Raw genomic sequence first — 12,541 nt, 5'->3', positions numbered from 1 at the left:
TCCTATCGTAAAAAATTCGCTAATTATATAAAAAATGAACTATATTACAAGTTAAAAATTTTAATCTAATATGGATTTAACTATCATTGAAGGTCTCCAACTGCTTAAAGAACCCTCTATTTGCGATTTTATATTTAATTTTGAATCAGGATATCGTACTTTAAAATCATCAAAGAAAAATTCAATTTCTTCCGTCAATCCATAATATAAAATATAGTTTTTAATACCGTTTTCTATAATTTTTTGATCTATATTTTCTTTAAGAGCGTTCTCAAGCTGCGTTATGTAATATCTTGACAAAACATTAGCGATTGCAATATTTTTTGACTTTATTTTCATATATTTATCTAAAACGATTTTTATCCCAAGTATATCTGCACAAAAAGCGGACTCATTGGCTTTTAGCAGATCACTCTCCCAAAGCATTTGAAGCTCCTTACCCTCTTGGCTCTCTTGTAAATCGGAAAATTCATCTAAAAGATTGTAAGCTAAAACTATATCTTCTTCTTTTATAGCATTAAAAAACTTTTGCCTATTTTCAATACGAACTATACTCTCTTTTGCTTCATCCTTAAAATCTTCAAAATCTAGTAAAATACGAAAGATTTTTATCGCTGCGTGAGTATCGCCGTTACCCAGTAAAACTTGAGCTTTCATATAAAGAGTATCGGAATATTTCATCAAAGCTTTGTACTCGGAATACTCTTTTAAAAATGGGTTTTGTTTAACAAGTTCAAACGACAACTTAAAATCTTTTTGTACTACTGCATCCCTAAATCTTTTATAAACCTGCCCATTTAAGGTGAGCTCTTGAATAAGTTTTGTTTTATCGCTTATTCCTCTATATGGAGCTAAAATTTCTTGAACTTTATGACTTAGTTTTGGATCAAGAAAATATTTTTTTGCCAGTTCGAATGATTTTTCCCACTCTAACTCCATAGATTTGTAAATTTTCGTCTCTTTATATAGGGGGTGAATATTTGTAATAGCATAAGCCAAAGCAATTTTTCTGTTTTTTACAAAATGTAAAAATTTATCATACTCCGCATATTCTTGAATAAGTTTTTGCGCAAACTGTTTTTTAGACGGAATTTCCATAAAATTTTTAAAAACTTCTATGGCTTTGTCTTTTTCGCTGTTTTCAAGAAGTTCTTTTGCTTTTTGCACCGTTTTTTCCCATAAAACTGCAAAAATTTTAGAAGCTTTCGTATAATTTAATAGCGGATTTTTTTCTATATGGCTATGCATCAACTTATATTTTTTCTGCTTTAACAACTCATCAAACTGATCTTCACCGTTAAATATATCGTAAAAAAATAGCTCTCCACGATCAGTTGCAACGATAAGCTCTTTATCCGTTTCATTAAAATTTAAAGCTGTAATCGCATTATCAAGTTTTATATATTTTCTTGAAATTTGCTCATAGGTAGTTAAATCATAAACTAAAACATATCCGAGTTTTGTGCCCAAGAAAAGAAACATATCAACATCGCCGACCACAATCGCGGTAACATCGTCATGTACGTTTTTAAGTCTGGTAATTACTTTAAAATTATTTAGATTCCATATAACTGCACCGCCGTTTTTATCTATACTAAAGAGTCTGTTATCACTTAAAAATTGTAATTTCATCACGGGAGCCGAATGGGCTTTTAATTTAGCTGCCAGCGTCATCGTACTTAAATCAGATAAAAATATATTTTTATCATAACTAGCAGTTGCAACCCATTTACCGTTATCGCTAAAAGCTATATCAAGAAGAGTGTCTTTATGTCTTGGAAGAGTAAATGCAAGTTGTCCGTTCTTAATATCTACTCCGAATGTTATTCCGTCATCACCGCATGAAAACATATATCTATCTTTTGGATCAATTCCGATACAAGAGGCTCCACCTAAGTGTCTGCTTACCGTAGCAATAATTTTTTTGCTTTTTGTTTCATAAAGTCTTGATTCTTTGGTGTCTTGGCTTATCATAGCAAAGTATCTTGCATTTGAAGTAAAGGAGATAACTTTTGTCGAGTATGCAATATGGAGATTGGCAATTTTAAATTCATTTTCTACTTCAAGACTATTTATATTTAAAAGTCGTAAAGTCGTAAGGGCATCGACCACTAAAAGCAATCTAGCGTTTAAAATTTGCGTATAAACAATCGCTTCATCAAAATTACTTTTTTTTGTCGGATTCATAGTTTGTTTAATCTCTTATATAATTTTCTTCTTTTAGCACCTTGTAAATAGCTCTTTGATGCTCTTCGCCCTTCGTCTCTACATGCACTGTTACATTTGCATCGCCGTAGTCAAGCGAAATAGAGGTTCTGTCATAGGCTATATGAACTATATTTGCATTTAGCTGCTGAAGTATCTCTGTAAAACGCATCAATGAACCGGGTTTGTCGATTAGTGTTACCGTAAGTTTCATCTTTCTGCCGGATTTTAACAAACCTTTTTCTATTATGACGGATAAAAGCGTTACATCCATATTTCCGCCGCTTAGAACGACCGCTACTTTTTTACCTTTTAAGTGTTCAAGCTTATTGTGTAAAAGTGCGGCAACACCAACAGCTCCGGCACCCTCTACGACAAGTTTTTGCTTCTCTAGCAGAAATAAAATCGCACTTGCTATCTCTTCATCATCCACGCTTATAAACTTATCTACACTACTAAGCATATAGTTTAATGTTATCGGCGAAGTATCACGAACGGCGATCCCGTCCGCAATCGTTCTAACACTTAAACTGTCAACAGGCGTTTTTAAATCAAATGAGTTTTTAAGCGCCGGAGCGCCTTTTGCGCTAACGCCTATTACCTCAATATTTGGATTTATACTCTTAAAGGCACACGCCATACCACAAATGAGTCCGCCGCCTCCGACGGGAACTATTACGGCATCTAAATCTTTACAGCTATCTAGTATATCAAGCGCTAAAGTTCCCTGACCAGCCATAACCTCATCGTCTTCAAACGGATGAACGAAAGTCAAAGAGTTTTTTTTGCCGTATTTTAGGGCATAAGCATACGCCTCATCGTAGTTTGCTCCTGCAAGTATTACCTCTGCTCCGTAATGCTTTACACCGTTGACTTTTGTAAGAGGCGTAGACTCCGGCATAACTATCACGGCTTTTATCCCAAATTTTGAAGCAGAGAGTGCGACTCCCTGAGCGTGATTTCCGGCACTGGCAGCTATAACTCCGCACGCTCTTTGCACATCGCTTAGAGTTGCGATTTTATTATATGCGCCTCTTATCTTAAAAGCGCCCGTAACTTGAAGATTCTCTTTCTTTAAGTAGGCTTCACACCCGCTTAGATGACTTAAGTACGGTGCATAAGAGAGCGGCGTATCTACTACGATGCCTTTTATTCTCTCTCTTGCTTCGTAAATTTTATGTATATCTAACAATAAAAACCCTTTTTATAAAGCACGATGTTCTACCATCGTACACATATTTTGAACTACCATCATACCTGCATCTTTTGCTTTCTTAGCCGCTTCATTATTTACTATCTCTTTTTGAGCCCAAAAAACTTTTACATCGCCTCTTTGTATACAAGCATCGGCAACCATATGAAGAGCATCCGGTTTTCTAAATATATCTACCATATCGATTTCAAAAGGGATTTCTAAAAGTGAGCGATATACCTTTTCTCCAAGAATCGTCTCCTCTTTCGGATAAATCGGAACTATTTTAAAGCCTTGTTCTTGAAGATATTTTGCTACTCTGTGACTTGCTTTGCTCTCATCCGGTGAGAGACCTAAGATAGCTATAGTTTTAGTAATATTAAAAATTTCTTGTATTTCTTGCTTGTTAGAATTAATTGTCGGAAATTCGCACTCCATAAACATCCCTTGCTTTTTTTAGTAATTATAACCAACTTATATTGTTGTTACTATAGATTTTTAATTTTATTATATAGTTTCATTAATATTAAATTCAAATTTAAAATACATCAGCGAGGCAAAAATCCACATGTTCAAACACCTGCTTAAATATTATCTATATATGGTGTCTCTATTTTTTATCGGTAGATTGCTACTGTTTATACTCTATTTTGATAATTTCAAAGATAGCGGTGTAGATTATTGGTTGACTTTTATTTATGGGCTAAGAATGGATACCATAACTGCATCTGTTTTTCTGCTTATACCGCTAATTCTTTTAACTCTAAGTCCCTCTAAGTTTAAATATTTTATAAATAAATTTCTAAAATACTACTTTTTAGTAATTTTATCAATAATTATTTACATAGAAAATGCAACTTTCCCGTTTATTGCCCAGTACGATGTACGACCTAACTACCTTTTTGTAGAGTATCTAGTCTATCCGAGAGAAGTTTTTTCTATGATATTTGCCGATTACAAACTAGAGCTCTTTGTAGCTTTTAGTATGATAGGCACTTTTATCTATCTCTATTTAAAATATGTTAAAGATAGTGTTATCGAAATGTTTGAAACAAGTTATAAAAAACGCTTGCTTCTGTTTATACCGCTGTTATTACTGCTCTTTATCGGTGTGCGCTCCTCATTCGGACATAGACCTGCCAACACGTCCGATGCAATGTACACCACAAACAGAATGGTAAATGAGATAACAAAAAATTCTATTTATAATATTGTTTATGCCGTATATGACAATACAAGAAACGGCAGCCAAAAGATGATAGCGCAGTATGGAAAAATGGATACTAAAGAAGCGCTTGAACGTGTTAGAAAAAGATTAAATATTCAAAATATAGATGATGCTCTCCCTCTTACAAGAGTTGAAGAGAGTCATTTTAAAACGGATAAACCAAAAAATCTTGTTATTTTTGTACAAGAGAGCTTAGGTTATCAGTTTGTAGAATCCGTCGGCGGAGAAAAGGGGATAACGCCAAATTTAAATAAATTAAGCCAAGAGGGTATTTTATTTAAAGATTTATACTCAAACGGCACAAGAAGCATTCGAGGACTTGCCGGAGTCTCCGCAGGAAACTATGCCGTTCCGGGTGAGGGAGTATTAAAAAGAAACAAATCTCAAAGCGACTTCTTTACAATTGCATCAGCACTAAAGCCATTTAATTATCATACAACTTTTATGTATGGTGGAGAAAGCAGGTTTGACAATATGCGAAGTTGGTATCTTGGCAACGGATTTGATGAAATCATAGATCAGCCTTGCTTTGAAAATCCAACATTTGTAGCTCCATGGGGAGTTTGTGATGGAGATCTAGTTGAGAAGGCAAATGAAGAGTTCAAAAAAATGCATGCCAAAAATCAGAAATTTGCCACTGTTATGTTTTCGCAGTCAAATCACTCTCCGTTTGAGTTTCCTTACGAAAAAATCGAACTACTAAAAGATGTGCCTGCTAACAATGTTAAAAATGCCGTTAAATATGCAGACCATGCTATCGGTAAACTTATTGAACTTGCAAAAAAAGAGCCTTACTACAAAGATACCGTTTTTGTTATAGTTGCAGACCATAATGTAAGAGTTTACGGTAATGATTTAGTTCCCGTAGATATGTTTCATATACCGGCACTTATACTCGGAGCAGATATTAAACCTCTAATTTATGATAAAATTGCAACTCAGCCGGATGTACTTGCTACAGCACTTGATTTAATAGGTTTAGATTTAACATATCCTATAATGGGGCACTCTATATTTAGCGATAAAAAACAAAACATTTCGCTTATGCAGTTTCATACATCGTATGCCCTAAGAGTAGATGACAAAGTTACGGTTATTAGTCCAAATAAAAAGCCGTCTACATTTATTTACAAAAATCCGGCTACATATTTGGATAAAGACAACCATTTAACTCCTATTGATGATGATAAAGAGTTAGAAAAAGATGCATTGGCTTTTATTATAACATTAGACCATTTATATGAAAAAAAACTGTATAAATAATTGACCTTACGCACTGAAAGTGCGTAAAAACCTCTACTCTCCCGCATTTGCTGGTAGCTTTAGGGGGTTGCAAGGGGCAGAAGTGTCCCTGCCACAAATAGGGGCTTTGCTCCTATTTGTGCGTAACATCAATAAATAAAAAAAGGAAACAACCAATTGAGAAATCAACCGAAATATAATTTTTTCAAAAACACGAGTTATGCGCTAAATGGATTAAAAGATTTAGTTCAAACAGAAACATCTTTTAAAATTGAGCTTATTTTAACCATGATTTTACTGCCGGTTATTATATTTATAGACACGACTTTAGTCTATAAAATTTTGATGTTTACATCACTTATGGGTATGCTAATAGCAGAGGCTATTAACAGTGCTATAGAGAGAGTAGTCGACTTAGTTACGCTAGATCATCATCACATGGCGGGTCGTGCCAAAGATGTCGGAAGCACCGTCGTTTTTTTAAGCATTTTTGTATTTGTAATAACTTGGGCAGCAGTTTTGCTGAAGGTATTCGTTAACTAATTTAACTCTCTGATTAATTATACCAAAAGCTTCTCTTGCCCAATGCGGTAGAGTGCAAAGTCATATTTCAAAGGGTCTTGTTCATCAAACTCTTTGAGCTTAGATGTCAGCTCAATTGCGGCTTCTAAATCATAGCTTTTTCTGCCAAGTAGTCCAAGCTTTTTAGAGACATTAAAAGTGTGAGTATCAAGCGGAATGATGAGGTCGCACTTATGGACTCCGTTCCATAAACCCATGTCGATATTGTCACTTCTTACCATCCAGCGCAAGTACATCATCCATCGCTTAAGCGCCCCTGCTCCCTTTGTTTTTAAGGTTACTTGAGAGATTAAAAAGTTATATCCCATGGTTGAGTGCGGATAAATCTCCTGCAAAGTTTTTATAAGAGAGTTTATACCCTCTATAACGCTTCTGTTTTTAAGATAACCTCTCTTAAAAACCTCTTCAAGCGTTGTTTTTTCGTTTAGGCGTTTTAGAGCGATAAAAAGAGCTATAACGTCCTCGCTTTTTTGAAATCGATAGTAGTGGTTTTTTAAACCCTCTCTTATCTCATCGTCGCTTTTTTGCAGAAGCGAAAAATCAAGCGAGTTTAAAAATTTCACTATCTGCTTTACATTTCCGTATGCAAAAAAAGCGCATATAAGCGAGATGGTCGGGTCATAGTAACGGTGTGCAACCATTATCGGGTCTAGCCGCTCTTCGCAAACTTCGCCTTCACAGTTGCGTTTGGCAACTTCTGCGTCAAGTAGTTTTTTTATTTGCAACGCACATATCCTTCAAGTATACCTTCCCAAGTCTCTTTTGCATGAAAATCGGCATATACTCCACTCTTGCCTCCACCATTAAATGCTTGAAGTCCATGCGCTATCATATATTCCGGATAATACGAAGGCATACCGATTTGTTTTATTTTAGTACATAGTTTACCTATATTTTTATCATCTACAACAGTATCTACCGCTTGTAACCATTTTTCTCTTTTTGCTTCAGTTACCGTATTGGAAATATACATCTTTAGCGCAGGTATAGCTTGATGTGCAGATGTATCAATAACTCTTCGAGTATCAAATTGTCCATAAGCACCAAACAACATATACATCTCTACACCTTCTCTATATTTATCATTTTTTATACACTCCATCACCCCAACAGCCAAATCAACAGGGGTAACGGAACTTTTTAATTTATCAATTCCGACACATCCCAACTTTGTATCTGTATCTTTAGCCATCAATGGAGATAACAAACCAATTAAAAAAACGACCACTATCATATAACGCAACATACAACACCTCTTTTTTTAATGTAAATGATAAAGCTTTTTCCTCTCGCTTGAACCTGCTATGTTTAGCTGTTTTCTATACTTTGCGATAGTGCGTCTTACCATTTGGACTTTGAATTTATCTTGGATTAACTCTAAAAGTTTCATGTCGCTTAGCGGTTTTTTTCTATTTTCGTTTTTGACCAGATTTACAACAAACTCTTTTATGGCAGCGTTTGAGACATCTTCATCAATAGCAGTTGTAAAAAAATCTTTCATGGCGTATACGCCTCTGTTGCAGGCTATGTATTTGTTTGCTATGGCTCTTGATATGGTTGATGGGTTATGTCCAAACTCATCGGCTAAAGTCTTAAGCGTAAGGGGCATAATCGCTCCGCCGGTAAAAAACTCATACTGATACTCGACTATCATCAACCCCACTTTATAAAGCGTTGCTTTTCTCATATCAAGAGCATCGACTAAACCTTTTGCCTCTTTGATTTTTTGAGACACATAATCATGTTCAACACCGTAGTTTGTATCGATATTTATGGTTGGATAGTAAGCATCGTTGAGTTTTACCTCTATGGATTCATCATCATTAAAGTAAATCATCAAATCAGGGATTACTTGAGATGACTCTTCTAAGTATTCGATGGCGGGAGGATTTTTAAAAGTGCCCAGAACTCGCATAACTTCAGCAAAATTTTTCTCATCCGAGTAGGCATAAATATTTTCTATATCTTTTATAACTTTTAGAGCCAGCGGATACGCCTCATCACTTACATCCGAGCTATCCAGCTGAAACAAAAATGATTCCGAGAGATTTTTTGCAGCGATTCCGACAGGCTCTATATATGCAAATCTTAGACGAATTTTTTCAAATTCCGAGATGTCAATATTTTCTTTAATACAAAAAGCTTCGCTATCACCCTCATAGTAGCCGTTTTCATCAAGATTTGCTACTACGAAAGAGGCGATTTTTTGTGAGAGCGGAGTCGGAAAAAGCGGAGCTTCTATCTGTTCATCCAAAACATCGTAGAGTGAACGGCTTGCAATTGTCAGCGCTTCTATCTGTTCTGTTCTTGTGTTGCTCACGGAGTTGCTTATGATTTTTTTTGGAATAAACTTCTCAAAACTCTCTTCAAATCCGGAAGTCACTTCTACAAGCGGATTTGCCTCAACAAACGGGGACATCGCTTCGCTCAAATCACTCAAGCTAGAGTGCAAAATCGGCAGCCAATTACGCAAAGTATTTGAAAGTTTGTGCTTATTTTCTACGCTCTGCGTCTGCTTGAGTGCTCCCATATTTTTTAAGCCTTAGAGCTTAAACTCCTCGCCTAAATAGTGCTTGCGAACATCGGCATTTTGCCCTATCTCTTTGCTTGTACCGCTAGCTAAAAGAGAGCCTGATTTTATAACATAAGCCCTGTCGCAAACATCTAAAGTCTCACGAACATTATGGTCTGTAATAAGTACGCCGATTCCGTAAGAGACAAGCTGTTTTATAACCGTTTGAATATCCATAACCGCTATGGGGTCGACTCCTGCAAAAGGCTCGTCAAGAAGTAAAAATTTCGGCTCATTCACCAAAGCACGGGCAATCTCGACACGGCGACGCTCTCCGCCGCTTAGACTTACTCCTTTGCGATAGCGGATCGGCTCTATGTTGAACATATCAAGCAGTTCTAAAATCCTCTTTTCTTGAGCTTTTTTATCTTTTATTTTTACCTCTGCGGCGATGAGAAGATTATCCTCAACGCTCAAATCCTTAAATATCGAAGCCTCTTGAGGAAGATAACCGATACCTTTTAATGCTCTTTCGTGCAGAGGCATACCGGATAGATTTTCATCATCAAAAAAAACCTCTCCCCCGCTTGCTTCAACAAGTCCGCAAATCATATAAAATGTAGTTGTCTTGCCTGCTCCGTTTGGTCCTAAAAGTCCTACAACCTCACCGCTTTTAACTTCAAGACTCATCCCTTTTACTATCTCTAAATCTTTTATCTTCTTCTTTAAATCTACCGCTTTTAGTGTGTGCATACTTCATACTCTCTTTTGTTATCGGAAATTTTTTTTATATCTATCGTCATAGTCTCAATTGAGGCTGAATTTAAAATTTTAACCAACTCGTCATCACCCCACTCCACAAAATGAAGCCCGTCCTTCTCCAACTCCTCAAGCATCCCCAAAGAGATAAAATGATCAAGTCCGTGATTGTACATATCGTAATGAAAAACCCTATCCCCGTAGCGGTGCTGAAGCGAAAATGTAGGCGAAGTCACTTCCTCCTCAACTCCTAAAAACTTAACCGTTTTTTTTACTAAGGTTGTCTTTCCTGCCGCCAAATCTCCACGCAAAACAATTACGCCGTTTGTGAAATTTTTAGCAATCCACTCTGCCAAAATATCTATTTCGTCCAATCCAAGCAAAAAGGTTTTTTTCATAGTTTATTCGATATCTCTATTATTTGTTTTAGCTTCTCTTTGGCTTTTTTGCTCTCAATCGCCTCTCTTGCCATCTCCAATCCGTCTTGAATGTCTCTTGCCAAACCATCAACCATTAAAGCAGAGGCGCAATTTATAAGTACGATATCTCTTTGTGCATCCGTTGATTTACTATCAAAAATATTATGTAATATGAGTGCGTTTTCTCTTCCGTCACCGCCGACAATCGCACTTAGAGGGGCTCTTTTTATGCCATGCTCTTGCGGGTCGACTATAAACTCGTTTACCATGCCGTCTTTAAGCCTTGATGCGTAAGTAATATCGCTTATACTTATCTCATCCATCCCCTCTGCCGAACTTACGACCATTGCGGAAGTTGCACCGTTTATCTTTAACGCCTCCGCCATTTTGGCAACGAATGATTTGTTAAAAACTCCAAGAAGAGATTTTTTCACCCCCGCAGGATTTGTAAGAGGTCCTAAAATATTAAATATCGTCTTATCGGGTATCGTTTTTCTAACAGGCATAATAAACTTCATAGCAGGGTGGTGATTTGCCGCAAACATAAAAGTAAACCCCGTCTCTTCTAAAAGTCTGGCACTATTTTGTATGTTCAAATCAAGCCTGATGCCTAGTTCTTCAAACATATCCGCACTCCCCGATTTTGAAGTAACAGAACGGCTTCCATGCTTTGCAACCACACTCCCGCAAGATGCCCCAAGAATCGCTACCGTAGAAGAGATATTAAAACTCCCTATTTTATCTCCGCCCGTCCCTACGATATCTATTGCTCTTAAGCGCAAATCATCAGATATAGGAAGAGGAATCGCGTAGGAGCGCATAACCTCGGCAGCGGCGGCAATGGTTTGAACAGGAGTATTTTCGTCAAGCTTCACGCTCAATAAAAATTCTCTCATCTCATCATCGTTCATTTCATGATTAAAGAGAGAAGTAAAAGATTTTTTTGCCTCTTCATAACTCATAAAATCTCCTCAAAATACTCACTTTGCAAACTCTTCGGTGTTGATTTTGCGGTTGGAATTTTAAGAACTTTATATTTTTTTGAAGATTCAAGATAGTTAATCGTAATAATTGAGCCGACTTCAACATTTTTGCTAGCCTTTGCAACTATGCCGTTTATAAGCACAACGCCGCTTGCTATCATATCTTGTGACACTGAGCGTCTCTTTGTAATATTTACAGAATTTAAAAATTTATCTATTCTCATTTACACCCGCAATATAATGTTTTTTGTATTGTAGAGTATTGAAACTGAAAAGAATGTAAGAGTTGGAACATTTTTTGCGTTGGAAGCAATTGAAGCCTCTAAAAAGCACAATTTCAGGAGCCCGTTAAGCACATTCATATTAATATAAAAGTACAATTTGGTTATATTTTATTTTTAGGAAAGAATAATGATTTTGGTAACCGGCGGAGCAGGATATATCGGCTCACACACATGTGTAGAACTTATAAAAGCCGGTTATGAAGTTGTAGTTTTTGATAATTTTTCCAACTCTTCAGAAGAGAGTATAAAAAGAGTTGAAAAAATCACTTCTGCCACTATTAACTTGTGCCACGGCGACATAAGAAAAAAGTCGGATCTGCGAAAAGTTTTCAAAAACTACAGTATTGATGCAGTCATTCATTTTGCAGGTCTTAAAGCCGTCGGCGAGTCTATACAAAAACCGCTTGATTACTACGATAACAATGTAAACGGAACTATAGCATTATGTCAGGTTATGCAAGAGTTTGGATGTAAAAAAATTATATTTAGCTCATCAGCGACCGTTTACGGAATTCCGCATACAACCCCTATAAAAGAGGATTTTCCACTTAGCGCTACCAATCCTTACGGTAAGACCAAGCTTTTTATAGAAGAGATTTTGCATGATCTTTTCGCATCCGACAATAGTTATAAAATAGCAATACTTAGGTATTTTAATCCTATCGGAGCGCATGAATCAGGATTAATCGGAGAAGATCCGCGCGGTATCCCAAACAATCTTATGCCTTTTATATCTCAAACCGCCATAGGAAAAAGAGAGTTTTTGAGCGTTTTCGGTGATGATTACGACACTCACGACGGAACAGGCGTTAGAGATTATATACATGTAGTGGATCTCTCACTAGGACATGTAAAAGCTTTAAAAAAGCTAGATGATATAAAAGAGATTTTAGTAGTCAATCTAGGTACGGGTTGCGGCTACTCTGTTTTAGATATGGTAAAAGCTTTTGAAAAAGCTTCAGGAAAAAAAGTTCCTTATAAATTTGCTCCGAGGAGATCCGGTGATGTTGCTAAATGTTTTGCAGATGCTAGTTTTGCAAAAAAGATTATAGATTGGAGCGCTGCTAAAGGAATTGACGAAATGTGTGAAGACGCTTGGCGCTGGCAATCAAAAAATCCAAACGGATACAACTAA

General features: G+C 36.4%; 13 protein-coding genes. 3 read left to right on the top strand and 10 right to left on the bottom strand.

Annotation, left to right across the window (positions count from 1 at the left end; all coding sequences use genetic code 11):
• Positions 1 to 60 precede the first annotated feature (60 nt).
• From PHQ93_RS02755 to PHQ93_RS02745, 3 genes are read right to left on the bottom strand one after another with little or no spacing between them, the layout of a single operon-like run.
• Positions 61 to 2,187 (bottom strand): hypothetical protein, encoded by a 2,127-nt coding sequence (locus PHQ93_RS02755; protein ID WP_299940560.1) that lies wholly within the window; start codon positions 2,185 to 2,187, stop codon positions 61 to 63.
• Between the two features lie 7 nt (positions 2,188 to 2,194).
• Positions 2,195 to 3,397 carry a threonine ammonia-lyase gene (gene ilvA, locus PHQ93_RS02750; RefSeq protein ID WP_299940557.1) on the bottom strand — a complete coding sequence of 401 codons (1,203 nt, stop codon included), beginning with the start codon at positions 3,395 to 3,397 and terminating at the stop codon, positions 2,195 to 2,197.
• A gap of 12 nt (positions 3,398 to 3,409) precedes the next feature.
• Positions 3,410 to 3,835 carry a CoA-binding protein gene (locus tag PHQ93_RS02745; RefSeq protein ID WP_299940555.1) on the bottom strand — a complete coding sequence of 142 codons (426 nt, stop codon included), beginning with the start codon at positions 3,833 to 3,835 and terminating at the stop codon, positions 3,410 to 3,412.
• Between the two features lie 163 nt (positions 3,836 to 3,998).
• Here PHQ93_RS02745 and PHQ93_RS02740 point away from each other — a divergent pair, with 163 nt between their 5' ends.
• Complete coding sequence (locus PHQ93_RS02740; protein ID WP_299940553.1) at positions 3,999 to 5,888, top strand: LTA synthase family protein; 1,890 nt, start codon at positions 3,999 to 4,001, stop codon at positions 5,886 to 5,888.
• 156 nt (positions 5,889 to 6,044) lie between these two features.
• Positions 6,045 to 6,410: a diacylglycerol kinase gene (locus PHQ93_RS02735; protein WP_299940551.1), complete on the top strand. Its 366-nt coding sequence runs from the start codon at positions 6,045 to 6,047 to the stop codon at positions 6,408 to 6,410.
• A 17-nt stretch (positions 6,411 to 6,427) separates the two neighbouring features.
• Here PHQ93_RS02735 and PHQ93_RS02730 read toward each other — a convergent pair whose 3' ends face one another.
• Genes PHQ93_RS02730 through PHQ93_RS02700 form a run of 7 tightly spaced genes read right to left on the bottom strand, consistent with a single transcriptional unit; the run spans position 6,428 to position 11,346 of the window.
• Entirely contained in the window at positions 6,428 to 7,174 is a 747-nt protein-coding gene (locus PHQ93_RS02730) for a TIGR02757 family protein (RefSeq protein WP_299940550.1), read from the bottom strand.
• A complete protein-coding gene (locus PHQ93_RS02725; RefSeq protein WP_299940549.1) occupies positions 7,165 to 7,695 on the bottom strand; it encodes a hypothetical protein in 531 nt (176 codons plus the stop codon). The genes PHQ93_RS02730 and PHQ93_RS02725 overlap by 10 nt, the downstream gene beginning before the upstream one ends.
• A gap of 15 nt (positions 7,696 to 7,710) precedes the next feature.
• Positions 7,711 to 8,979, bottom strand: coding sequence for an RNA polymerase factor sigma-54 (locus PHQ93_RS02720; RefSeq protein ID WP_299940547.1), 1,269 nt, complete (start codon positions 8,977 to 8,979; stop codon positions 7,711 to 7,713).
• A 12-nt stretch (positions 8,980 to 8,991) separates the two neighbouring features.
• On the bottom strand, positions 8,992 to 9,714 hold the full coding sequence (gene lptB, locus PHQ93_RS02715; RefSeq protein WP_299940546.1) for an LPS export ABC transporter ATP-binding protein: 723 nt from the start codon (positions 9,712 to 9,714) through the stop codon (positions 8,992 to 8,994).
• The gene (tsaE, locus tag PHQ93_RS02710; protein WP_299940544.1) at positions 9,702 to 10,118 is read right to left on the bottom strand and encodes a tRNA (adenosine(37)-N6)-threonylcarbamoyltransferase complex ATPase subunit type 1 TsaE; all 417 of its coding nucleotides are present in this window, start codon (positions 10,116 to 10,118) and stop codon (positions 9,702 to 9,704) included. Before tsaE ends, lptB begins: the two co-directional genes overlap by 13 nt.
• The gene (gene trpD / locus PHQ93_RS02705; protein ID WP_299940542.1) at positions 10,115 to 11,101 is read right to left on the bottom strand and encodes an anthranilate phosphoribosyltransferase; all 987 of its coding nucleotides are present in this window, start codon (positions 11,099 to 11,101) and stop codon (positions 10,115 to 10,117) included. Before trpD ends, tsaE begins: the two co-directional genes overlap by 4 nt.
• Complete coding sequence (locus PHQ93_RS02700) at positions 11,098 to 11,346, bottom strand: RNA-binding S4 domain-containing protein (protein WP_299940540.1); 249 nt, start codon at positions 11,344 to 11,346, stop codon at positions 11,098 to 11,100. The genes trpD and PHQ93_RS02700 overlap by 4 nt, the downstream gene beginning before the upstream one ends.
• A 184-nt stretch (positions 11,347 to 11,530) precedes the next feature.
• Here PHQ93_RS02700 and galE point away from each other — a divergent pair, with 184 nt between their 5' ends.
• Positions 11,531 to 12,541, top strand: a complete 1,011-nt coding sequence (galE, locus tag PHQ93_RS02695; protein ID WP_299940826.1) for a UDP-glucose 4-epimerase GalE — start codon at positions 11,531 to 11,533, stop codon at positions 12,539 to 12,541.

The sequence above is a fragment of the Sulfurimonas sp. genome (genome assembly GCF_028714975.1).
In the GTDB taxonomy this organism is placed as follows: Bacteria; Campylobacterota; Campylobacteria; order Campylobacterales; family Sulfurimonadaceae; genus Sulfurimonas.
Note: the sequence above shows the minus strand (reverse complement) of the source record. Positions and strands in the feature narration are given on the sequence as shown.

Bases quoted from the DNA above. Each gene is read 5' to 3' on its own strand.
- PHQ93_RS02755 (WP_299940560.1), bottom strand. From the start codon at position 2,187: ATGAATCCGACAAAAAAAAGTAATTTTGATGAAGCGATTGTTTATACG.
- PHQ93_RS02745 (WP_299940555.1), bottom strand. From the start codon at position 3,835: ATGGAGTGCGAATTTCCGACAATTAATTCTAACAAGCAAGAAATACAA.
- PHQ93_RS02740 (WP_299940553.1), top strand. From the start codon at position 3,999: ATGGTGTCTCTATTTTTTATCGGTAGATTGCTACTGTTTATACTCTAT.
- PHQ93_RS02725 (WP_299940549.1), bottom strand. From the start codon at position 7,695: ATGTTGCGTTATATGATAGTGGTCGTTTTTTTAATTGGTTTGTTATCT.
- PHQ93_RS02720 (WP_299940547.1), bottom strand. From the start codon at position 8,979: ATGGGAGCACTCAAGCAGACGCAGAGCGTAGAAAATAAGCACAAACTT.
- lptB (WP_299940546.1), bottom strand. From the start codon at position 9,714: ATGCACACACTAAAAGCGGTAGATTTAAAGAAGAAGATAAAAGATTTA.
- tsaE (WP_299940544.1), bottom strand. From the start codon at position 10,118: ATGAAAAAAACCTTTTTGCTTGGATTGGACGAAATAGATATTTTGGCA.
- trpD (WP_299940542.1), bottom strand. From the start codon at position 11,101: ATGAGTTATGAAGAGGCAAAAAAATCTTTTACTTCTCTCTTTAATCAT.
- PHQ93_RS02700 (WP_299940540.1), bottom strand. From the start codon at position 11,346: ATGAGAATAGATAAATTTTTAAATTCTGTAAATATTACAAAGAGACGC.